The sequence below is a fragment of the Nostoc sp. genome, assembly GCF_036917535.1.
Lineage (GTDB): Bacteria > Cyanobacteriota > Cyanobacteriia > Cyanobacteriales > Nostocaceae > Nostoc.
The window spans coordinates 45,017-69,698 of the sequence record NZ_JBALDA010000014.1; the positions used below are offsets into that span (position 1 = coordinate 45,017).

General features: G+C 41.5%; 13 protein-coding genes. 6 read left to right on the top strand and 7 right to left on the bottom strand.

Annotated features, from left to right (window positions below; translation table 11 throughout):
• Nucleotides 1-89: 89 nt before the first annotated feature.
• Nucleotides 90-1,592 carry an HlyD family efflux transporter periplasmic adaptor subunit gene (locus V7K56_RS03915; RefSeq protein ID WP_334907793.1) on the bottom strand — a complete coding sequence of 501 codons (1,503 nt, stop codon included), beginning with the start codon at nt 1,590-1,592 and terminating at the stop codon, nt 90-92.
• 194 nt (nt 1,593-1,786) lie between these two features.
• Here V7K56_RS03915 and V7K56_RS03920 point away from each other — a divergent pair, with 194 nt between their 5' ends.
• On the top strand, nt 1,787-3,934 hold the full coding sequence (locus V7K56_RS03920; protein WP_334908045.1) for a peptidase domain-containing ABC transporter: 2,148 nt from the start codon (nt 1,787-1,789) through the stop codon (nt 3,932-3,934).
• Nucleotides 3,935-3,998: 64 nt separating this feature from the next.
• On the opposite strand, the gene V7K56_RS03925 is transcribed toward V7K56_RS03920, so the two are convergent.
• Both V7K56_RS03925 and V7K56_RS03930 read right to left on the bottom strand, forming a co-directional pair.
• Nucleotides 3,999-7,856: a CHAT domain-containing protein gene (locus V7K56_RS03925; RefSeq protein WP_334907795.1), complete on the bottom strand. Its 3,858-nt coding sequence runs from the start codon at nt 7,854-7,856 to the stop codon at nt 3,999-4,001.
• A 196-nt stretch (nt 7,857-8,052) separates the two neighbouring features.
• Nucleotides 8,053-8,751 carry a hypothetical protein gene (locus V7K56_RS03930; RefSeq protein ID WP_334907797.1) on the bottom strand — a complete coding sequence of 233 codons (699 nt, stop codon included), beginning with the start codon at nt 8,749-8,751 and terminating at the stop codon, nt 8,053-8,055.
• Nucleotides 8,752-9,091: 340 nt separating this feature from the next.
• Between V7K56_RS03930 and dnaX the strand changes: the two genes are divergently transcribed.
• Nucleotides 9,092-12,481, top strand: a complete 3,390-nt coding sequence (gene dnaX, locus V7K56_RS03935) for a DNA polymerase III subunit gamma/tau (RefSeq protein ID WP_334907799.1) — start codon at nt 9,092-9,094, stop codon at nt 12,479-12,481.
• Between the two features lie 75 nt (nt 12,482-12,556).
• Here the strand turns inward: dnaX and V7K56_RS03940 are convergent, their stop codons facing one another.
• Complete coding sequence (locus V7K56_RS03940; protein ID WP_334907801.1) at nt 12,557-13,963, bottom strand: glycosyltransferase; 1,407 nt, start codon at nt 13,961-13,963, stop codon at nt 12,557-12,559.
• 565 nt (nt 13,964-14,528) lie between these two features.
• On the opposite strand from V7K56_RS03940, the gene V7K56_RS03945 reads away from it, so the two are divergent.
• Complete coding sequence (locus tag V7K56_RS03945) at nt 14,529-14,852, top strand: helix-turn-helix domain-containing protein (RefSeq protein WP_334907803.1); 324 nt, start codon at nt 14,529-14,531, stop codon at nt 14,850-14,852.
• 187 nt (nt 14,853-15,039) lie between these two features.
• Here the strand turns inward: V7K56_RS03945 and V7K56_RS03950 are convergent, their stop codons facing one another.
• The 3 genes from V7K56_RS03950 to V7K56_RS03960 all read right to left on the bottom strand — a co-directional run bounded on the left by V7K56_RS03950 (nt 15,040) and on the right by V7K56_RS03960 (nt 19,498).
• Nucleotides 15,040-16,254, bottom strand: a complete 1,215-nt coding sequence (locus V7K56_RS03950) for an HhoA/HhoB/HtrA family serine endopeptidase (protein WP_334907805.1) — start codon at nt 16,252-16,254, stop codon at nt 15,040-15,042.
• A 267-nt stretch (nt 16,255-16,521) separates the two neighbouring features.
• Nucleotides 16,522-17,844, bottom strand: coding sequence for a D-alanyl-D-alanine carboxypeptidase (locus V7K56_RS03955; RefSeq protein WP_334907807.1), 1,323 nt, complete (start codon nt 17,842-17,844; stop codon nt 16,522-16,524).
• Nucleotides 17,845-18,427: 583 nt separating this feature from the next.
• Complete coding sequence (locus V7K56_RS03960) at nt 18,428-19,498, bottom strand: LOG family protein (protein ID WP_334907808.1); 1,071 nt, start codon at nt 19,496-19,498, stop codon at nt 18,428-18,430.
• 656 nt (nt 19,499-20,154) lie between these two features.
• Here V7K56_RS03960 and V7K56_RS03965 point away from each other — a divergent pair.
• The 3 genes from V7K56_RS03965 to V7K56_RS03975 all read left to right on the top strand — a co-directional run bounded on the left by V7K56_RS03965 (nt 20,155) and on the right by V7K56_RS03975 (nt 24,535).
• A complete protein-coding gene (locus V7K56_RS03965; protein WP_334907809.1) occupies nt 20,155-20,982 on the top strand; it encodes a GNAT family N-acetyltransferase in 828 nt (275 codons plus the stop codon).
• A gap of 104 nt (nt 20,983-21,086) precedes the next feature.
• Complete coding sequence (locus V7K56_RS03970; RefSeq protein ID WP_334907811.1) at nt 21,087-22,709, top strand: glycosyltransferase family 39 protein; 1,623 nt, start codon at nt 21,087-21,089, stop codon at nt 22,707-22,709.
• A gap of 206 nt (nt 22,710-22,915) precedes the next feature.
• Entirely contained in the window at nt 22,916-24,535 is a 1,620-nt protein-coding gene (locus V7K56_RS03975) for a glycosyltransferase family 39 protein (protein WP_334907813.1), read from the top strand.
• Nucleotides 24,536-24,682 lie beyond the last annotated feature (147 nt).

Below are 24,682 nucleotides of genomic sequence, written 5' to 3' on the forward strand. Positions count from 1 at the left end.
CTAGCAACGCCGGATTCCTAGCAGAGCATTGGCAAGAACAATCGTGAAATTAGATGGGAACTTAACTTTGGAGCGTTTCCAAAGCCCAATTATAAATCTGTGATCAGTCTTGCCTTTCTCAAAATAAATGTCAGCAAAGTTTCTTCTTTGGTAATAATGTCTGCTGTAACTTCCATTCCTGGTTGAATGAAATAGGATTGATTGTCCTTCTCTAAAAAAAGCTTTTGCGGCTGGATTGTCACCTCGTAGTAAGGTGCAGGTGAAGTGATCGTGTTACTTTGAGGTGTAATCGCATCAGCAGTTATAGCTCTGACAGCACCAGCAAGCGTACCATAATCCGGATAAGGATAGGCAGAAACCCGCAAAACTACCTTGCCCTGTTTACAATCTGAAACTTTTTGTTCCTGACAAACTTTCACCTTGCCAATATCTTGAGATGCAACACGGGCTTTGACTAGCAAAGCAGCATTAGTAGGGGCAATTTGAGCTATCACATCCCCAGAATGTACTACTTGCCCAGGATTTCTCAGTTCCAATTTCAGGATCGAGCCTGCCAGCGTTGTGCGAATTACAGCTTTTTGTAGTTCAGTTTCGACTTGTTTGAGGTCTTTTTGAGTATCGTTAATTTGATTTTGAGTTTGAATCCGACGCTGTAGTAGACTTTCTCGTTCTTGGTTTAATCGGGCTAAGTTAGTACCACCACTGGCTCGTTCTGTAGCAATTTTCTCTTTTGCGATTGATATCACTGCATTACTTGGATTCAGTGCAGCTATCTCTTTATTGCGTTTGGCGATCGCCACTGACACTGCCTGTTTTGCCTTTGAAATCTCTTGCTTTTGACTTTCAGCAGATGCTTTTGCCGACAATACAGCTTGTTGTTGCTGAGTCACCGTCAGTTGTGCTTCTTCGAGTTGATTCTGAGGAATTGAGCCGGAAGAGGCGATGATTTGATAGCGATCGCGCTTGACTATTGCTGCTTGTAATGCTGCCTCATTAGCTCTAACCTGAGCTTGGGCTGATTTTAACTCGACTTGAACTTTTTGCAAATCATTAGAAGCGATTTTAATATTAGCGTCAGCTTCCTGGACTTGACTACTAGCAGTAAGTTTTCTTTGTTGATAGTCGCGTTGAGTATTCCTTAAACCTGCTTCGGCTGAGGCTACAGCGCCGTTAATACGGTCAGTTTCGGTCTTTATCTGCTCATCCACCGTACCAATTTGGGCATCCAGTTGCCCTAATTGCAACTGGTTTTGTTGAATATTCCCTCCCAGTTGGCTTTTTTTTATCTGGAGTTGGGAATCGTCGATGGTGGCTATGACATCTTCCTTTTTGACCACCTGATTTTCTTTGACTAAAATACTTTTAATACTTCCTTCACTAGCAGATTGCACAAGCCGTACTTCCCCACTAGGTCGGACGTTTGCAACAGCTTTGACAGTGACATTATACTTGATGACAGCAGCAAAGGTAATGGCTGCACCCACTGTTGCGACTAAAAAAAAGCTACCAAAGTTTGTCCAAATGCCGATAGCAGGGAGAAAATCCTCGCTTTTTATTGTACGCAGTAGGTCTGCATGTGGATCACTCAACATGATAATGATTTGGAAGAATGTGCCGTCATTTATCAGATGTTTGACTGAATTACCTTGGTGTTTTAGTAGACTTGAATAATGTCAATCAAAACTAAGCTAATCTTCATTCGGAAACACCGCCACTAACTCTAGTACAGCATGGCGTAAATATAGGCTAACAAATTCTATTGGCTAATTTATAAACATATATGTTTATTAATTATCCGTGTATATTACAGCACGGTGAGTCAGATTGTGGGGCAGCTTGCTTGGCTTCGATTGCTAAACACTACGGGTCTAATCTCGCAATTAGCCACATTCGGGAAGTTATCGGCACAGGCCAACAGGGAACAACGCTACTGGGTTTGAAACGAGGTGCAGAGGCTTTAGGATTCAATTCCCAAGGAGTCAAAGCGGCACCAGAGATTCTTGATCAAATTGATGATCTACCTTTGCCTGCAATTATTCACTGGCTGGGATATCACTGGGTGGTATTGTATGGGCGGCAGGGCAAGAAGTATGTGATCGCAGATCCTGCTATTGGTATCCGTTATTTGTCCCAAAAGCAACTAACCGAGGGCTGGCAGAATTACATCATGCTGTTACTGGAGGCTGACCCAGTTCGCCTCGCCGAACAGCCAAATGATCAAGTTAACAATTTAGAGCGCTTTTTACAGCGCATTTTGCCGTACCGAGAGATTGTATTACAAGCATTGCTACTCAATTTCGTTCTCGGTCTAATTACTCTTGCTTACCCGTTTCTGATCCAAATCCTTAGCGATGATGTGCTGGTACGGCAAGATACAAAGCTACTTAACGGTATAGTGACTGCCGTTGTTGTCATAAGTCTAATTGGTAGCGGACTGAGACTAGTGCAGTCAAACTTGATTGCCCACTTTGCTCAACGCCTAGAGTTGGGACTGATTCTGGAATTTACCAGGACGATATTACGCCTACCGCTAACTTATTATGAAACGCATCGCAGCGGCGAAATTATTAGCCGTCTTCGAGATATCCAACGGATTAGAAATGTCATCTCCCAGCTTTTAGTTGCTTTACCCAGCGAGTTTTTTATTGCCATTGCGTCTTTAGGTTTCTTGCTTTTTTATAGCTGGAAACTCATGCTAGTTACTGCTTTTATTGCAACTATTATGATGCTATCGACGTTACTATTACTACCTAAACTCCGCCAAGAAACTCGCACAGTCTTAGCTGAAGATGGGGAAAACCAAGCGATTTTGGTAGAAACTTTTAAGGGAGGACTGACGCTTAAAACTACTTCCGCCGCTCCGCAATTATGGGAACAACTTCAATGGCGTTCTGGTAAGGTGGGTGCTATGACTTTTCGTGCCATCCGAATTATAGTTGTTAACCGCACGTTCTCTGATATTGTCTCTAATCTTGGTAGCGTTGGTTTATTATGGCTTGCCAGCCAATTGGTATTTGCTAGAGAAATTAGTATTGGTCAACTCGTTGCTTCCTATACTCTAGCTCAAAATGTGATTCGGTTAATGACTGATTTGGTCACCATCATTAACGAATTAACCTGGATAAAAACTGCTGCTGAACGTCTGAGCGAAGTTACTGATGCGTCTTCTGAAATTCTACCAGGCGATGCCATTAAACCTTTTGTTAACATCCCTGCTAGTGCTGATATAGTTTACTCTGACATCAACTTTAATTATCCTGGTCAAGTTGATTTATTAGAGGACTTCTCCCTGATAATTCCTGGGGGTATGGTCGTTGCTTTAATTGGCGAATCTGGCTGTGGTAAAAGTACATTAGCGAAATTAATTGCGGGATTGTATACTTTGCAATCTGGTAATATTCGCATCGGGAAGTATAACTTGCAAGACCTTTCTCTTGATTGTTTGCGCCAACAAGTTGTTCTGATTCCCCAAGAACCTCACTTTTGGAGTCGTTCAATTATTGCTAACTTTCGTTTAGCCGCTCCCCATGTCACTTTTGAGGAAATCGTTACCGCCTGTCAAATGGCAAAAGCGGATGAATTTATTAGTCAACTACCTGATAAATATCAAACGGTTTTAGGAGAGTTTGGCGCAAGTATTTCTGGAGGACAACGGCAACGATTAGCAATCGCCAGAGCGATTGTTACTGATCCACCAGTCCTGATTTTAGATGAATCAACTGCTAACCTCGACCCCATTGGTGAATTCCGAATCCTCGACCAACTTTTGTCTCATCGGCTTGGCAAAACTACCATCCTAATTAGTCATCGCCCTAGAGTTATCATTCGTGCTGACTGGATTGTATTACTTGAGCGCGGCAAGTTGGTGCTTCAAGGCTCCCCAGATGAGCTACGTTCTAAACCAGGGACTCATTTAGACTTCTTGATGCCTTAGCTCGACTTTATCCAAAATTAATAACTTTATCAATTACGAATTATTTTGATTAAGTTTCAAAGGATTAATTTGGCTTACCCGTAATCGTAAAAGCTGCCCAGTAATAAGGATGATTATAAAGATTTTTATCTGATGCCATTTTACTGTTTCTATATAGTTGTGTCGCTAAATAAGTTTGAATTCGTACTTCCTCTGGATGCAAATTATTCAAAACATCTTCATACCATTTTGTCAGTTCTCCAGCAGTTAGTTCTTTCAGCCATCGTGTTGCTTCAGCTAAGGCAGTAACTGCTGATTTATTGGGCTGTAATCGTCGGTAAAATTCGATCATCACCAAGGCACTAGCCGAAGATTCTACACTCCAGAGAGTACTCACTATATGAGGAACGCCCTGACTCACAAAACCACTGACTAAACTCACATATTCGCTGCTAATAGTGTAGTTGTTAGCACTTAAATTCTCACAGGCAGAGAGGGTAATAAGGTTGTAACTATCTAGATTTTGTTGGCAGATTTCATCTAGAGTAAATTTGTCTTCACCTGCTAATGCTAATTCTGATTTTTTAGGTTCAGCTAGATTATTAGTGACATGACCTGTAAAATGCAAGATATTATAATTATCAGATAAGGCATTTTCAACAATACTTTTTGTAGCTTCTGCTCCCTGAATTCGTTGAATATTATTGAACATCTGACTAACAATTTCAGACTCAAGTTTGGCAAATTTCAGTGTGGGATAACCTGTACTTTCAGGATGTTCGACACTGAGCAATAACTTATTTTGCCACTGCAAAATATCTTCAGTTCTGATTGATAAACCGATTTGGGCACTAGGTAGATAGGTAACGCTGAAATTTGATTCCACATTCGGTAACTCTTCTAGTGATGGCGAAGAAAGATGGAAAAGTGTATGAATGGGCAATCTGTACAAGTCACGGTGAGGAATTAAGACCAGTTGGGTGATACCTTCGAGTTCTTGGGCAATTGTAGAAATATTCAGAATTTTATACAGTTGCAACAGTTTCTCTTCCATATCAACTCGCCAAGAATGCTGACTTTTACTTTCTTTGTCGTGGGCTGTGCTGCGATATTCTTGGTATTGTTGATGCCAATCTTCTAGCCAAATTTCAAATTCAATTAGGCGTTGCACTGCTTCGGGTAGAGGCAATTCATTTAGACGGATAACGTCTTCTCCTAAAGGTATTACACCAGCATCTTGCATGGGTGTAAACAGGAGAATTGGTGATGGTGCTTGGTCTTTGAGAATAAAAGTATGTAGGGCAACTGGACTAATATGCCAGTAAATAATTGCTGTTGTGGAATTGAATAGTTGTTGAATTGCGCCATAATAAGGCGAGTAAATATGATCATTCCAGCCAGAAAGCAGCCAGTTTAAACAGGCATTTTTACCTTGTTCGGCGATTTCCCAAGCTTCTACTAAATCACCAGACTCCACAGCTAAATCAACTGCCAATTGATTGAAACCTGCAAATTTTAGAGCTAGCTGTTTTTTACTTTCGTCTGAGCGAGTTTCTTCACTCAGTAATTGTCGCAATAAATCTGTCCCACGTTGCAGCAATTCTTGAACTTGTGTGGTTTGTCCCAAACCCATCAACACTTTGCTGAGAGATTGCAAAACCTCCAGGTGCAACTGGGGAAAATATTCTAGTGTCAAGGTTAACAGCGCTTGATGATACTCAGATGCAGCTTTGCGCCAATAATCGCGGGGATTAGTATGTTTTTTGCCTTGCTCATAGTAAGTATTAGCGATCGCAAAATGCAATCTACCCCAACCTTCTGGATGGGTATCTGTCCGCAAATGTTTTAACCCTTCTTCGTAACTGGCTAATTTTCCTTCGTAGCCGCCCTGTTGTAAGGTGGGATTTGTCGCTATCAGACTACTCGACAAATTCCGCAATGCCTCAGAATCTACTAAATTACCGATTGCAGTTCCCCGACCAATCCAAGCTTCCCAATAATCTTGTTTAATTTGCAAAGCGTTGTCATAACAAACGATCGCTTCAGCAAATTGTTCTAAATAAAACAGTGCTACTGCCTGATTATACCAAGCTAAGTGGAAGTCGGGTTTAATGGCGATCGCTTGTCGATAAGAGGCGATCGCTTCTTGTCTACGTCCTAAATTGTCTAATGCTATACCTCGGTTGTACCAAGCTAAATAGAAGTCGGCTTGAACTGACAAGGCTTTATCCCAAGAGGCGATCGCTTCTGACCACCTGCCTAAATTAAACAGCACTACACCCCGATCTATCCAAACTTCGTGGTACTCTGGGTCAATTTCTATAGCTCTGTCATAAGATATAATCGCCTCGGCAAATTGTTCGCTGACAGCTAGGGCTATGCCTCGGTGATACCAGTTTTCCTGGTCTTCTGGTTCGAGTTGCAGGGCTTGGTCATAACTAGCAATAGCTTCTGGTAGCCAACCCAATTTCAGCAGTGCCAAACCCTTGCTAGACCACGCTTCTTGATAGTCTGGCTTGATTTCTATAGCTTTGTCAAAAGAAGCGATCGCTTCTTCAAAATATCCTAATTCTCCGAGAGTTCCACCCCGGTTGTACCAAGCTTTGTAGAAATCTGGTTTCAGTTCTACGGCTGTTTGGTAAGAGGCGATCGCTTCATCAAAACGTTCTAAATGGAACAGCGTTAAGCCTCGATTAAACCAATATTCTGCGAATTCGGGTTGCAGTTCAATGGCTTGGTCATAAGATGCAATCGCGCCTAACAAATCACCTGTTTTCGCTTGGCTTAGACCTTGGTAAAACCACCCTTGAGCGTGGATAATCGGATTATCGTTATTTCGCTCAATAATATCAGGGGAATTACTGCTTTGAACTGCCAAATCCGAAGCAAGTTGTTGGACTAAATTGGTACTTTGATCCAATTTTACCCACAACTCATCTAAGGTATTAGCCACATTCGGCTCTAAATTCGTTAAAGTGTTATCCCAGGTTTCCACCGAAGAAGACGTTGCTAATTCAGTCCTTTGTTTAGTGGAAAGGAGATTTGCTTCTGTTGTAATTTGAACAACTTCTTCTTCATCGTCAAACCTCAATTGGGCTAACGAGGTAATTGAATCTTCCGGTGCGGGCAGAGGAATATTTTCTGGTATTGTGGTTTGGGCGTCTTCCCTTTCATACTCCCATACTATTTCCTCAAAGTTTTCAGACGATTCCTGCTCAAAAGAGGCATTTTGGGGTGCTGATGTTATTGGTTCAACATCTGGCTCATCATACTCCCATAATTGCTCGCCAAAGCTACGGATTAGCTCTTGTCCGGGGGAAGTTGGGAGAATTTCTTCATTGGTTGTAGTTTCTACTACATCTGGCTCATCATACTCCCATAACTGTTCGCCTAAATTGCGGATCAGTTCTTGCCCAGGAGTACTTTCTATTACATCTGGCTCATCATACTCCCATAACTGCTCGCCCAAATCGCGGATCAGTTCTTGTCCAGGAGTACTTTCTACGTCAGCTTGTGCCTGATTGCCCTGATCCTCTATCTCTGTAGGTAAGTTTTGCATTAGCCGAATGCCAATGTCATAAGCAACTTCTCCAATTCTGCCAACACCAAGTTCCCCCAATTGCACCATCTGTGTTGCTAAAAGAGGATTTGGTGTCGGTGAAGCTAGCAAGCTTTCACCAAACATCACCAACCAGTCTATCCAACGTTCAGCCGGAATGCGATTTTCGATCCGTTGCAGAAACCTCAATGCCCACTGTCGTCCTCGTGCTTGGTGCACGCCTTCTAACAATTGGATAAACAATTGTTCCAGATCCGCATTGGTTAGTTCTGGTAGTACCCTCACCAAATTTCGTCCTCTCGAACCCTTGAGAGAACTATTCTGTTTACTTGCAATCAGGCGCTTTAAAAACCTTTTAAGCGACTGCGATATCCGCCTGAGCATCTGCCACACTCTTGGATTTTGTTTTTCTAGATTGTAGCCATCGTTGTGTTAAAAAAATCATCAATTACTTAAAAATCCATTCGATTCAGACAGTGCTTCCGTAGCAGGTTAGCAAAAAATATACAAATCTTCAAGAAATAGCATTACAACGTTACAATTTCCAGATTTAACTTTTGACTTTGACTCTGGCAAGCAGTTAATTTTCAGTTTGCTCTGTAGTCGATTGACCATCAGGATATAACTGACTAATTAATGCTTGGACAAGCACTTGTGGATCGTCTGTTTCAACAGCAAGCTGTTGAGCAATCTGCTGGCGTAAATTTTCATCCTCCTGCAACATCACAAATAACTGTTCTAGGGTGACAGTTTGATATTCTCCCTCTGGGAGGTTCTCTAGTGCATCTGCTGACTCTGAGACTGGGGCAGCTACTTCAGAAGTCAAAGGAGTGCTAAAAGCATCTGGCCCTTCGTATTCCCAAATTGGTTCGCCTTCATTGCGTGTCAACAACTGCATCCCGATATTATAGGCAACATCTCCAATTTCTCCGACGCCCAATTCACCCAATTGCACTAACCGCGCAGCCATTTCATTATTTGGTGTCGGAGATGCGAGCAATCTGTCGCCAAAGCGCCCTAACCACTCAACCCAGTCTTGAGTTGTGATGCGATGTTCGATATTATGCAGCCACTTCTGTGCCCATGCTTCTCCTCTTGCTTGATGTACTCCCTGCAACAGTTCGTTGAAGAGAAATTCCAGATCCGTATCGCTTAAGGGTGGTGCTGGTTCTTTTTCCACATTCCCCCTAGATTTTGAGGTAGTCTGTTTTCCACCAAACAAGCTCTGAAAAAGCTTTTTGAGCCATTGAAATAGCCGCTTGAGCATCTGCTGCACCATCAAGTTTTACTTATCTCTAAAATTGTAGCGATCGCACTGGACTATGGCGTTAGTTCAGTCAATAAAACGTATAGACATTTGTCATTTGTCAAGACTTTTTTCCCTGCTCCCCACTTGTTTATCAGAACAAATGTACTAAAAATATGCTATAATTCCCATACATTGATGTTGAAATCATATCTGCTTGCTTTGCTGAGTGCCAAAATTTACGGCAGTAGTTGAGTCTGGCGCTATGGCAATATCGACAAACAAAGCAGGTATGAGAGTTTAAAATAGTTGAATCCTAAACTCGACTCGGTGCTAGTAATTAACTTTGAAAGGCATTGAAGTCTATATTTCCATGTCTTACGAACCCCTGCACCACAAATATCGTCCTAAAAGTTTTGCTGAACTGGTGGGACAAGAGGCGATCGCCACCACCCTCACGAACGCGATCGGCACATCCAAAATCGCCCCTGCCTACTTATTCACTGGGCCTAGAGGTACGGGGAAAACTTCTAGTGCCCGGATTTTGGCTAAATCCCTTAATTGTCTCAAAGATGACAAGCCCACGGCTGAACCTTGTGGTGTGTGTGAAGTTTGTCAGGGGATCACTAAGGGCTACACCCTAGATGTAATTGAAATCGACGCAGCGAGTAATACTGGTGTCGATAATATCCGCGAGTTGATTGAAAAAGCCCAGTTTGCTCCTGTGCAGTGTCGCTACAAGGTTTATGTAATCGACGAATGCCTAACTGGAGATTCTCTGGTCTTGACTGATGACGGACTTAACAGAATCGATGACCCCAAAATCAAAGATAAGAGGGTTCTGAGTTACAACAACTCATCTCTTAAGTGGGAATTCAAGAAAGTTGTCAGGTGGTTAGACCAAGGAGAACGGCAAACCCTGGTTATCAAGACAACTAACCAAGAGATTAGATGTACGGGTAATCATTTAATTAGGACAAACCAGGGATGGCTACCAGCAAAGGACGTGAGAGAAGGAGTGAAGATACTATCCCCTGTGAATGTGGATGCGGCATCCTCATTTACAAATTTGGTATCGATGGACGCACCCGGAGATTTGCTAGCGGACACCAGTTTAAAGGCAATACATCAGGGCAAAAATCATACGACCTGGAATCCATCCTTAAACAAGCCGAATTACTCCGACCTTTCTGTGCTTGCGGGTGTGGAGAAAAGCTGGATATCCCAACCTTTTTACAAAAAAAGTGCCGAGGAATTATCAGTATCCAGTCTCGCTCTTAAAAACATCCATATAAAAAAGGACACGGAATTTGGGAACTTAGAACAGAAAAGTTCCTTGCAGATGCGGCAGTTATACAACCAAATGCACTTGGGCTTATCTACGGAACCTTGCTTGGAGATTGCTTTATCAGCTATCCCAATAAATACAGCAGATTCCCCAGATTGTGTTGGACACACTCAGAAAAGCAGCAAGAATGGTTGGAATACAAAGCCTATCGCCTTCAAGAATTGCGTCCAAAACTGCGAATTACATCTAACAAAGGATACGGAAACATATCAGTTACCTGTAACACAGGTTGCCATCCCCAACTCAAAGATGTCTTTGACATCGTTAAACCGAATAGGGATAAAAAACTTGTCTCTATGGACTGGCTTAATCGAATTACCCCAGAAGGAATTGCTTGGTGGTTTTGCGATGATGGTTCACTTGCCCTCAGTCCAGAAGGAAGTCCACAAATTCAACTACATACTGAAGGATTTTCTGCCGCAGAAAACCAACTCATTGCTACTTGGCTTACAGCAATGGGATACTCAGCAACAACAAAATTTTACACTAGAAGTAGTACAGGCAAGATATACCACTATATACGGTTCGGGGCAAGCACCAGTAGAAAATGGCTGGCAGACCTTAAACAATATTCCATCCCCTCGATGGATTACAAGTTTGGAGACAGTCGTATCTGTTCACCTCGCTGGGATTGAGCGAGTCTATGACATTGAAGTAGCAGATAATCATAACTTTGTGGCAAATGGGCTTTTGGTACATAATTGCCACATGCTCAGTACTCAGGCATTCAATGCGCTACTTAAGACACTAGAAGAACCACCGAGACATGTAGTTTTTGTGTTGGCGACAACAGACCCGCAACGGGTGTTACCAACGATTATTTCGCGCTGTCAAAGGTTTGATTTTAGACGCATTCAGTTAGAAGCGATGGTGAAGCATTTAAGTGCGATCGCATCTTATGAAAACATTCATATTTCACTTGATGCTGTCACCCTGGTAGCCCAACTTTCTCAGGGAGGGTTGCGAGATGCCGAAAGTCTACTCGACCAATTGGGCTTGTTAGCGGGTGAAGTGACACCAGAGCAAGTTTGGGATTTGGTGGGGACGGTAAGCGAACAGGACTTACTAGCGCTTTTAAATGCGATCGCTCAAGATAAACCGGAAGCAGTTTTAGACTGTACTCACTACATTTTAGATCGTGGTCGAGAACCCCTAACTATTCTGCAAAATCTTGCCGCTTTTTACCGCGATTTACTGATTGCTAAAACAGCACCCAACCGCCACGATTTGGTTGCTTGTACTCAGCAAACTTGGACAGCGCTGATTGAATTTGCTCAATACTTCGATATGAGCGTGATTTTGGCAGGACAAAAACACTTGCGAGAAACTGAAGTACAAATTAAAAATACCACCCAGCCGCGTTTGTGGTTGGAGATAACATTACTAGGATTGTTACCCAGTGCGACAAATATTCAGCCACAAGCCCCAAGTGTCCCGCCGCGAGTGAATACACCTGTTGTATCTCCAAGCTATCCTCCAGTAGTTGCCCAAAATCACCCAGTCTCTTCTGTACCTGTAGCTGAACCGAAAACAAATCATAATTCTGCATCTGCCAATCATCAAGCGGCTGCCCAAAATCAGTCTGTCACTTCATCTCCTCCAATAGAACAGCAAACAAATCACAATTCTGCTGCTAACTCAGTTTCACGACAAACCCCAGAACCTGTATCTGTGCCCGCGTCACCTGCAAAAATTGAACCAATAATTTCAGAAGTTGTTGAGGAAGAAGTTGTTGAGGAAGCAGAATATGACTTAACTCAGATTTGGCAACAAGTGCTTGCCAACCTCCAGCCAAAATCAAGGCAAGAAATGCTGCGTCAAATGAGCCAACTCATAGAGTTCGATGGTGTTGTGGCTCGAATTGCTATTAAACAGGCATGGTATGACAAGGGGAAATCTTATTTACCAATGATTACGGCAGCTTTCCAACAGACTTTTCAGCGTGAAATCCAGATAAATTTAGAAAAAGGAACTTCTTCAAACTCTACCTTAGCCAAAAAAAATCCTCCGCCAAAAGACTCTACTCGCGTTCAGCAGCCACCCACACCCAGTTACAACCAGCAAATTTTGCCTCCAGCGTCAGTACCGCAGCCAACTAATCCACCACCACAAAAAACCGAGTTGGTTGCAAGAGATGGAAATGAGGTAAATGGAAATAGGGCAAATGGAAATGGTGTAAATGGAAATAGGGCAAATGGAAACGGGTTAAATGGAAACGGCATGCAAACTTTGCCTCTACCCCCAAAACAAACACCCGCACCTGATTGGGAACCTGACGAAGTAGCGATCGCAGCTCAACGTTTAGCAGAATTTTTCAACGGACAAATTATTCGTTTTGCAGATGATTTCCCAGAATTTTCTGATTCGGTAACTACACCAGAATGGGTAGAAGAATCAGAAGTAGATGATGAATAAAAAATTGGGCATTGGGCATTGGGCATTGGGCATTGCGAGAGAATTCCTAACTCTTAACTCCCCATGCCCCATTCCCTATTCCCCATTCCCAGTATGCAAAGTTTTCACCCATTTCAGGCGCTTTGGTCTTACCGACATCCGGGCAGTAGTACTGCTCATGACGACTAACCAGTGCAACATATATAAATTGCCACGCAGGGTTTGCACCAGCATCATCAGATATGTAGAAAGTGGGAATTTTTGATCTTGACGTATCCGTTTTAGACCTGTAAACATCCCTACCATCGACATAGTAATGGATAAGCCTGTGATCGGACTTAACATCGGTGGGCGATGACGAGCGATCGCCATTAATAAATCTGGGACTGTTGCTGTCGGCAAAATATACATAATCAGCAGAAACATCAGCAAATCCCAGCTTTTGCGCCCTCCCATACGGTTTTTGAGAATTAAATCCCAATAATCTAAATAGCGTTGATATCCGCCTTCTGCCCAACGGTTGCGCTGATGCCAGAGTGAAATTGCACTTGTCACTCCTTCTTCTTGCACTGCTGGATGGAAAACACACTCAATATCCCATTTGTCCAAATGTAAGCGGATTGTCAAATCCAAATCATCGGTAATGGTTTCTTCATTCCAGCCACCGCAGCTTTCCAAGGCTGAACGCCGGACAAATTGACCATTGCCCCGTAGTTCGCCAATGCCACCAAGGGCAGTCCGCTGTTGCTGAAACCAGGTATCAAGTGCCATTTCTGCCATTTGACCCTTAGTCCAAAAGTTTTCTTTAGCGTTGGCGATCGCTTTTCGCACCTGCACCGCCCCCACCTTTTCTCTTTGAAATAAAGGTATTACCTGTTGGAGCAAGTCTGGTGTCACTTGGGCATCAGCATCAAATACTGCTATAATATCGCCCTTTGTCAGTGGCAATACCTGATTCAACGCCCCCGATTTGCCACCACTAGCTTCTGCTGAACGCCTTAGTACTTTCAGTTGCTGGTGTTTTTGTTCTAGTTCTGCTAATAAATGTGGCGTGCGATCACTGCTGTGATCGTCAATAATCCATACTTCGTACTGCCCACCTGGATACTCCAGATTACAAAGATTTTTGACTAATTTAGCAATTACCGCTTCTTCATTTTTCGCAGCCACTAGCACCGATACAGAGGGCAAATCTCCCTGTATTTCTTTTGGATAGCGACGGGATTTAGTAAACACTACCACCAAGGCATGAAATCCTAGAATGGTGGTCAGTCCTAGAATAAATATGGAAGCCCAAGAAACTAAATGTAGAGCGATCGTGCCACTCCAGACAATAGTCAAGACTAGAGCCGCTTTGCGTCTACGACCTTGAAACCGGGGTGTTAGAGACAGATCCTCTGTCTCTAACACTGACTCCTCATCTGCTGATAGGTCAGACAACAAGGAGTTGAGCGGATCAAGCTCTTGATAAGAATCTTCTTCGGGCCAGGAATTCGCTGGCATAGATTAGGTTGCTTGATTCAAAAACCAGTATTTGTCTACAGTTAGTAATTTTACGGACAAATATCCCTAAGCTACTTTTCCCGATCTTAATCGGAATGGGCAAACTGCAATACCCGCTATCCCTAAGCCAAAAGCCGTTGGGACTACCTTTGTTGTCACCGCCACTCTGCGTAATTACCTCAGATTAACCACATTTGCTACTCTTAGACAGAGGCTTGATTCCTTTGATAGCCACTTGGGCAGGAAGCTTCTAGAGTCGGACTTTCTCCAATGAGAACTCCGGTTTGGGTAAAGTAATAGCAAGGTAGCAGCAGCTTTTTGTTGGGAAAAACTGCAACAACGGCATCTACCACTTTACAGTAGGCATTTTTAGTGTTACTGTTCCCAGATTCGGTAACAGTTAATGCAGCATTATTGTAACCGAAATTTTAATATTTCTTAGTAGTAGTCAGCCAACTTTATTTTGACAGGTGAGCTTCTAAGTGTGAATATAGTCTAAAAAAACTTTTCACACTATGCCACTAAATATACTGCTAACCTAACTAAAGAAGAACATCCGCAGTAAGTGGATCTAACTAAGAAAGGTAAAAATTCTGCTCGTGTTTTAAAACGAGCGCAAATTTTACTGTTGGCAGACCAAGGTTATGAAGATGGTGCGATCACTTCAATGCTTATGGTAGGAGAATCAACAGTTCACCGCGCACGTCAAAGATATGTGGAAGAAGGAGTAGAGTTAGCTCCCTTGCGAAGTCCTCCCAAGGGAAGAGAGAAAAAGCTGACTCCACAAGCAGAAGCTTTTTTGATTGCAACTGCCTGTAGCAATCCGCCATATGGGCGCGAGAGTTGGACAATGCAATTGTTAGCGGATAAGAGTTTCATTACACTTTAAAGAAACAAGTCAGTCCCCATGAACTTCGTACAATTAAATAAGTTAAAACAACAAATTGCTCCCCTCTCCCAAAATTGGGAGAGGGGCTGGGGGTGAGGGCAAAACTCTTACATTCAGCAGATTTCAGCTTCAGTTGACACGTATAAGCAATGCTGTGCCTCTACTATTATTTATTTCGATATTGCCCCTACGAAGCATTTTGCAACTCGGCTGTGCGTACTGAAAGCTGCTCTGTCTTATTACCTCGTTGCACTTTCACCTGTAATACTTGACCAAGGCGACTGTCTTCCACAACATTCTGCAATTGTTCAGCACTGGTAATAGCTTTACCATCAATTTGAAGAATTACATCCCCGCGCCGGATACCCGCAGATGCAGCTGGTGAATTGGGGACAACTCGCATAACAAAAACACCATTGATTTCTGGTATCTGAATAGGAGAATTGGGATCGGTGTTATTTTCCTTGGCAAGCTCAGGTGTCAAAGTTAGCATTTGCACGCCTAGATAGGGGTGAGCAACTTTGCCACCACGTTGCAGTTGCGCGGCGATCGCTTTGGCTTTATTAATGGGAATTGCAAACCCAATACCCATTGCATCAGGGCGCATAGCTGTGTTAATACCAATTACTTCACCTTGACCATTCAATAGTGGCCCGCCAGAGTTACCAGGGTTAATGGCGGCATCTGTCTGAATGAAATCCAAACGTTTGTCGCTAATGCCGACTTGGGCGCTGGAACGTTTGAGGGTACTGACAATTCCCAAGGTAACGGTGTTATCAAATCCCAAGGGATTACCGACTGCGATCGCCCAGTCTCCTACTTGTACATTGGTGGAAGAACCCAAGGGCGCCACTGGTAAATCGTTACCAGCGTTAATCTTGACTACTGCCAAATCTGTGACTTCATCAATACCTTGAACTTTACCTTCAAAGGCGCGACCATCTTTGAGCCGAACTGTTACTTTATCAGCCTTATCAACCACATGAGCATTAGTCATAACTAACCCACTCTTGTCGATAATAAAACCTGAGCCTAAACCGCGTAACTGCTCAGAAGGGGATTGTTGAGAGAAACCGTCACCAAAAAACCGACGGAAAAAGGGGTCATCAAAAGTTGGATCAACGCGACGAGTAATTGTCCGTTCAGTATCAATACGGACAACTGCTGAACCAACACGATTCACTGCTGCTGTGACAAAGCTAGTGTTACTGATCGCAGCAGTGGCTGGTGATTGCCGTTGAGCAATTAGATTTGAAGTATCTCCAGCAGTTATTGTAGGTGCTGGTTCGGCTTGAGAAGGTAACACCTGCAATGTGCTAACCGCTAGCAAAACTCCTAGCGCGAGCGCTAAAACATGAGTAGTGAATTGACGTAAAGACCGAGATAATTTGGGAAATCGCATAATCACAACCTAATTTATAAGCCTAATTGTTTCTTAGTCGTGACAAATCTATTTACAGTTATTTTTACTTCAGGTTTCGCCTGCTCTTTTCACTACTAGCGTTAGAGCATTTTGCGAACTACCTGTAATCAACTTAATGGAAAATTTCACCCAAAAGCTATTATGGACATTTACTCTTTACAAGTTCGGTTTTTACCCATCAATAAAACTTTTGGATTGCTAATAAGATTAGTCCGCTCTCTGTTCTAACTCTAGACTGTGGATGAACTAACTTTTGTATAAGATTTCATTCCGATTAACTGCACCTAGTTGGGGTAAAGAGTTGATGGCTGAGTGGGGAGTCAGGGCAATAGGAACGGTTGGAGGTAGTTGTAATTGTTTAACAACACTTTGCAAAAGTTGGTCTTGTCCAGTCCGCAAACCCCAGACATTTGTCCCACGGTTGATAATAGCAAACCAAACCAAACCGCGATCGCGTGTGGGCATCACTCCTGCTAAAGCGCTCACATCCCGGAGAGTACCAGTTTTGATCACAGTCGCCAGGGGAATGTGTCTAGTGTGTAGTGTCCCCCGATGATCGAATCCAGACATGGGGAACAAGTCAGCCAAATTCAGTTGATGTACAGATGCCTCCGCTTGAATAGCCATAAACATCGCACAAACAGCTCTAGGGGAAATGCGATTTTCCGGGCCCAATCCAGAACCATTGATTAACTGAATTTCTACTTGTGGCACCCTCGCCAGATTAGCAGCTGTTGATTGAACTACAGTTGCTCCTCCCACTGAGTCTGCCAGCATCTCTGCCATATCGTTGTTACTATAAACATTCATTTCCTTGAGCAGTTGCTTTAAGGGCAATGAGCGATGACGCAGTAACAAAGTTTGTTGAGGGTTTGGTTGCGCCTCAACTTTCACTGCGCCAGCAATCACAACTTGAGGCTTGGGCGTTCCTTTGGGCATGATTGAGTGTGTATAAATAGCAGGGCGTCCCCAAGTCGCACTATTTAGTGTTTGCTTGAGCATCAGACCTGCTAGCATCGGCTGACGTTGGAAATTCATGGCAAAACTGCCAGTAATAATTAAATTTCCCTTTACTTGCTTGATGCCCATTTGATTGAGAGTATTACCAAGAGCGATCGCTTCTTCCCAAACAAACAAAGGATCGCCACGGCCTGTAACCACCAAATCGCCCTGCACAACTCCATTTACCACGGGTCCAGTGACACTCACCAAAGTATCAAATTGGTAATCTGGCCCCCAAGTTTTCAAAGCAACTAGTGAAGTGGCAATTTTAGTTAAAGAAGCAGCCGGCAGAGGAGTCGTACCTTGGTGATTTGCCATCAGCATTGGTCCCGACTGCATCCAAATCCCCTGACTCTCAGCCAGATTTTGCGCCACCACTTTTGATGTGATCAGCTTCTTCAAATATTCCTGCACCGTAGTCGCCCCAGATGGATTTGGATCGGGGGCAAGAACCAAGCCAGGGCTACTTTGCCAAGTTAGTGCATCTAAGGCATCTAGGGGTTTGATTTGTACCCCAGCCATTTCCAGCCAAAGCGACACCAAACCTGAACCCAATAATTCCAGCATTTTTTATTCCTCTGTTAGGATCTCAAGCGTTGTTTACTGTGCTAATATACAAGCTTTTTTACAAAAATCAGTATTGAGTCATAATAACTGGTGTTTTTCTCATCTGTAAGTAGGGTGAATGATATTGTTTTCGTGGCTTGCTTTGACAATGCCAAAATCCCTATTGCTCATGAAGATAGCCGCATGAAAATAAAAATATCTTTGAGCTGTGCAGATACTACGCCGTTGGCGTACTCCTGCAAAGAAGCAAGCTACGCACAGTGTGTCGCAGACAGCCTGAGAAGAAAAGGCTTTACACTGCGCGATCGGTGACGTAATTCTATAATCTTGAAACAAGAAAAGGGAAAGGATTCAAAATTCTCCCCCTTTTTTGCCTTAATAAGCTAATCAGGATTCAAGTTGCATAATCAGGGCAAACAACAAGACTTCGGTGTAAGCGCTATTCCTCTACCACGCTGCACCAACGACAAGCGGTAGTTGAGCGCAATCGAAACTCAGTACAAGTCAGTTGAACGTTGTCCACCCCACAAGATATTGAGAAAATTTTAATATGCAAATGCAAATTAGATGTGTTTTAGCTTACTTACTTTCTTTCTGGATGTGCTGCATCCTCTGGTGAAGGAGTAGCCATCCGGTTAATTGTGGCAATCATCTGATACAAGCGCCCCAAATCACGTTGATTGAAGTACAAAATGAGGCGAGGTAGTCCAACAGTTTCATCTTGTGCTTCTTGAGGTAATGCCTGACTTTTTTCAATTCTTCCTTGAATAATAATGTCACTAAAATCAACATTAAGTTGTTCTAAAAGAGCCTCTGATATATCTGTCTTCAGGCGGATGACTAACTTATCGCCTACATAGCGGCTGGAATGATAAACCTGGTAAAAACGGGTGATAGCGTCACAAGCCACATCCAGGTTATCTGTCACCGTGTAAAGGCTAGAGTCTTCAGGATTGACAAGACTATTTTGCACTAATTGCTTATCAATATATTCGCTCCAAGAACGCCAGTAATTACCACCAGGGCGATCAATTAAAACTAAAGGTACTGGCCCAAATTTACCATTTTGGCTTAATGTCATACATTCAAAAGCTTCATCTTGAGTGCCAAAGCCTCCCGGAAACAAGGCTATAGCATCACTTTCTTTGAGGAGAAACAGCTTGCGGGTAAAGAAATATTTGAAGTTAATTAGCTTGGGATCGCCCTCTATAAAAGGGTTTGCTTGCTGTTCAAAGGGTAACTGAATGTTTAATCCAAAGGAATTTTCTCGCCCAGCACCTTCATGACCTGCCTGCATGATTCCACCACCACCGCCAGTCATCACCATAAATCCTAATTGAGAAATAGCACGAGCAAACTCAAGGGCCATTTGGTATTCTGGCCTATCTGGAGCTAGACGAGCGGAACCAAAAATGGTGACTTTGCGAACGTGTCGATAATCATAAAAAAGCTGGAAACCGCGCTCCATATCTGCTAATACAGCGGATAATATTTTCCAATCGAGACGCTCAATTTCGGTATCAGCCAGACGAACAATAGTAGTAAGTGCTTGCAGAATAAATTGCCGATTTTTTAATGTCGGTAAACGAACGATCAATTCAGCGATATCCGCCTGTAAAGACTCTAATGTGTCAAACGACGCAGATGAAGTCATGAGAACTGCCGCAATAATGGCACTATATTTTAAGTGAACTACTCACACTCTGGCAAGCGGGAATAGCCCTCTGATGTGCAGTTAGCAAATTCAGAACTGGTTTTGAAGTTGGAAATTCTAAAAATCTTTTTGATAAGGCTCCTTGCGATACTTCAATTTTTGAATACCATAGCAAGTTATCTCGGTCGAGCAATTGACATAACTCCCTCACTGAGGGTAGTTACCACCACAATATATATCAGGGTTTGTGTAAAATGGTATGACTTACATCTATAGCGTATATCAAAAGAAAATTTTGTATCTTATTGCCAGATTTTTTGGGAATTAATGTCCATAATAAGAGCACTCTAACCCTAATCTAACAAAGTAAAAAAGCTCTCTAGACCACAATAACGTTCAGTTCAACCTAAAATCCTTGGTAGAGACGCGAAATTGGACTGGGCTTTGCCCCACTATGCTAACATTTTGTTGCGCTAACGCGTCTTTACAGGTCAAAAATCAGTACCAAAAATCTTTAATCCAAGCGTATTGCTCTAAAGGATCTTTTATCGAAAACTGTCTCAATTACACTTCGACACATTAATGCATAATCTAAGCTATTTGTATAGTGCCTAAATCCTAGTAGAATATTTTCGCAAATCTAAGTAGGAAGATAGATGGAAGTTTCTGGACGCATCAATTACCCACTGAATCCTCCTCCCCCTCTTGAAGATTTTCCCGTCCTTCAAACTGAAAAATATACCCTACGGCTGGCTTCAACTAAAGAAGAATTAGAATCAATTTTTCGGTTGCGCTTTGAAGTTTTTAATCTTGAACTAGGCTTGGGATTTTCTGCTTCTAACTTTACCCAGATGGATATAGATAAGTTTGATGCGGTTTGCCATCATCTAATTCTAATCTCCAAACATACGGGTAAAACGATTGGAACTTATCGGATGCAGACCTATATAATGGCTTCTCAAAGACTAGGCTTTGATGCTACCGATATATTTAATCTTAATGGAATTCCCAATTCTGTGCTTCAGGTATCAGTGGAAATTGGGCGTGCATGTATAGCTAAAGAATATCGCAATAGTCAGACACTTTTACTATTGTGGGAAGGGCTGGCAAATTATCTCATTTGGAGTAAAAACCAATATTTCTTTGGCTGTGCATCATTACTCACACAATGTCCTGGGCAAGCTACTTGCGCTTATGATTATTTTCGGCAGAATAACTTGATGCATCCAAGTATTTTGGTTTACCCAAATTCACAATTTTGTCTAGAACTGACTCAAAATTGTCCAGATTCATCTAATGTTGAGATTCCTAAAATTTTGCAGGCATACTTGAATATTGGAGCTAAAATATGTAGCCTTCCTGCTATTGATCGGCAGTTTAAAACTATTGATTTTTTAACTATATCTAATATTGCAGACTTTGCCAGATGGCGTTATCCAAATCCTCTCAAAAAACCCTTACCACTGAGGATGTTTAAGAAATAGGCTTTGCTTGAAGTCTTAGCTATGTCTAGGACGGGCATAACAGCAGCACCTCATCCAGCCCACTTAATTAGATGATTTGAGAAAACTTTTTAGGAAACCTACTTATGCGCCATCTCAAATTTACTCCGAGTTGGTTGCGATTTTTAACTATCTTCTTATTGACGATGGGTATATTGTTTCGCTTTTCTAATCTTAATGGTAAAGTTTTCTGGCACGATGAAACTTATACCTTATTGCGAATTTCTGGTTACACAATTAATGAAGCTAAACAGCAACTTTTTAATAATCGTGTGATTGGCAAAGAAACTTTTGCCCAGTTTCAAGGTGCAAATTCAGAAAAAAGCTTAAATGACACAATTATGTCTTTGGCAAAACAAGATTCTCACCATCCACCGTTATATTATATAATAGCCAGATTGTGGATGGAAATCTTTGGGAATTCGGTGACGGCGATTAGAAGTTTATCAGCCTGCATTAGTTTGCTGGTTTTCCCTTGTATTTATTGGCTATGTCGAGAATTATTTAATGTGCCATTATCGGTTCCTGGTGTTGCGATCGCACTCATGGCAATCTCCCCTATTCACTTAGTATACGCCCAAGAAGCACAAGAATATATTCTTTGGTTAGTCACCGTTTTACTATCCAGTGCGTCTCTGCTGCAAGCCATACGGCGAGAAGATGAGCTAGCAAAAGAAAAACAAAAACCAGATTTGTTCGCTATCTGGAGCATTTATGCAGTAACTTTAGCCATTAGTCTTTATACATTTATTTGGAGTGCATTTGTAGCAGTTGCTCACGGAATTTATGTAATAATAACTGCCAAATTTCAATTTACTGAAACTGTGAGAACTTATCTGCTAGCATCACTAGTCGGTTTTTTAGCTTTCATGCCTTGGATAACAGTTGTAATTGGTGACTTTTTTCAATTTTTAATTTCAGCAGATACAGCAAAAACTCAGTCATATTTAATACCTGTATTTCCTTTTTTAATGCAGTTAAGCCGGATTTTTTTTGATATAAACCTTAGTTCAGAAAATCCTCTAAGCTATTTAATTGCACTAGCTTTTTTAACTTTGGTAGGATATTCAATTTATTTTCTTTGTCGAACAACTAACTATAAAGTTTGGTCTTTTATCATCACATTAATTGTAATACCAGCATTACCCCTAATACTGCCAGATTTAATTGCTGGGAGTATACGATCGTCTATCGAAGCATATTTAATCCCATCTTATTTAGGAATTCAAATTGCTGTTGCTTATCTACTAGCTACGCAACTATATAATGGGAGGGTATTACGCCGTAACTTTTGGCACATAATCATGGCATTAGTGATTATTTGTGGTTTAATTTCTTCTAAGGTGAGTTCTCAGGCAGAAACTTGGTGGAATAAGGATATGAATTCTGGCAATCCCCAAGTTGCCCAAATCATTAATCAGAGTAATCGTCCGCTTTTGATTAGTGATGCTTTGGGCAATAATTATGGTGATGTCTTTTCTTTAAGCTATATTTTGGAACCAAAAGTGCGATTTCTGTTGCTAAACAATCAAAAAATTCCTAAAATTCCTGATGTATTTACTGATGTATTTTTACTTAATCCTTCAGACACTTGGGGCAAAATAATAGAAAAAAAGTATAAATTCAAGACAAATATTGTTTATAGTGATAACTATTATTCAATTTGGAAGTTAGCTAAAACTCGTAATTTGCGCCGACGTAATATTTGACCTAATAATAAATTATCTGCCGAGCTATCAACTGGGCAAACAATTTTTTTATAGCTGCCAACTTTTGAAAAGTTTCTTGTTGTACAGATCAGCCTGCTTGCAGGGTTCCTACACAACATCCTACTAAACCCGCTTTTCCCACTTGAGCAAAAAAGTTGTTTTGTTAAAGTAGATAATTGTTGTACAAGTTATTGTTAAATTTAGTTATGCAGCATCTCCAACTTGCTCCAAATAGGTTGCGGTTTCTCATTGTAGTTTTGTTAATGGTGGGTATATTTTTTCGTTTTTTTAACCTTGATCGCAAAGTTTACTGGCACGATGAGACTTTCACTTCATTGCGGATTTCTGGTTATACGGCAAATGAAGTCAGGCAGCAAATATTTAATGGTCGCATAATTAATAAGGAAAGTTTTGCCAAATTCCAAAGTCCCAATATGGAGAAAGGCTTAGGTGACACAATTATATCTTTGGAAGTAGACGATTCACAGCATCCACCACTGTATTATATACTCGTTCGGCTTTGGGTAGGAATCTTTGGCAATTCGGTGACAGTAATTAGAAGTTTATCAGCATGCATCAGCTTGTTGATTTTTCCCAGTATTTATTGGCTGTGTCGAGAATTATTTAAAGCGTTGGCATGGGTATCGGAAGTTGCGATCGCACTCATGGCAATCTCCCCTATTCACTTAGTATACGCCCAAGAAGCACGAGAATATATTCTCTGGATAGTGACTGTATTACTATGCAGTGCTTCATTGCTACGAGCATTACGGTTGGAATCAAAAGAGCGAGTACTACGCATATTAAATTGGGGAATGTATGCAGTCACTTTGGTACTTAGTCTCTATACATTTTTGTTCAGTGGATTTGTCGTAGTCGCTCATGGCATTTATGTAATTTCCACCGCAAAATTTAGGTTTACTAGAACAGTCAAAGCTTATCTATTAGCATCTTTAGCAGGATTTTTAGCTTTTACACCTTGGATATTGGTTCTGATAGTTAACTTTTTGCAAGTAGAGAGTTCAACAGCATGGACAAAGAGACATTTATCCCTAGACATTTTAATTAAATCTTGGCTTTTACAGTTAAATCAGATTTTTTTTGATTTAGACTTTGGCTTTGAAAACCCGTTTAGCTATGTAATTACGCCCATTTTTTTAGTTCTTATTGGATATTCTATTTATTTTATTTGTCGAACAACTAACTATAAAGTTTGGTTATTTATTGTCACACTGATTATGATTCCTGCATTACCTTTAATGCTACCAGATTTACTTTTTGGGGGTATACGCTCACTTGCCAAACGTTATTTATTGATTTCTTATTTAGGAATTCAACTAGCTGTTACTTACCTACTAGCTACGCAGCTACACAATAAAAGTTTTGCACGCCGGAGAATCTGGCAAATAATCATGGGAATAGTGATTATTTGTGGGCTAGTTTCTTATGGAGTGAGTTCTCAGGCTGAAACTTGGTGGAGTAAGGTCATTAGCTATGGTAATCCACAAGTTGCAAAAATTATCAATCAGGCTACTCATCCACTTTTGATTAGCAATGATTCTGGAATTAATTATGGTAATGTCTTTTCTCTCAGTTATCTTGTACAGCCAAAAGTGCAGTTTCAATTAGTAAAAGACCGTTTTATCCCCAATATTCCTGATGGTTTCACTGATATTTTTTTACTAAATCCTTCAGATAGCTGGCGCAAACAAATAGAAACAAATTATAATTGTAAAACATTTGTTGTCTATGGTGACAATAATTACTTACTCTGGAAAATAGAAAATCCACATAGTAATATATTTTTGGAAAAAATTAGGACTTAGCTAAAACTAGACGCTGTAAGTATGGACAATTCATGTATATGAATTCGCATCTTGTAGAAAAGAGGCTTTATTGTTCCTATCTGAAAATCATTCTTTTCGACTACCTATTTGTGTAACTTTATATTAAAAAATATTTCTAGATATCAA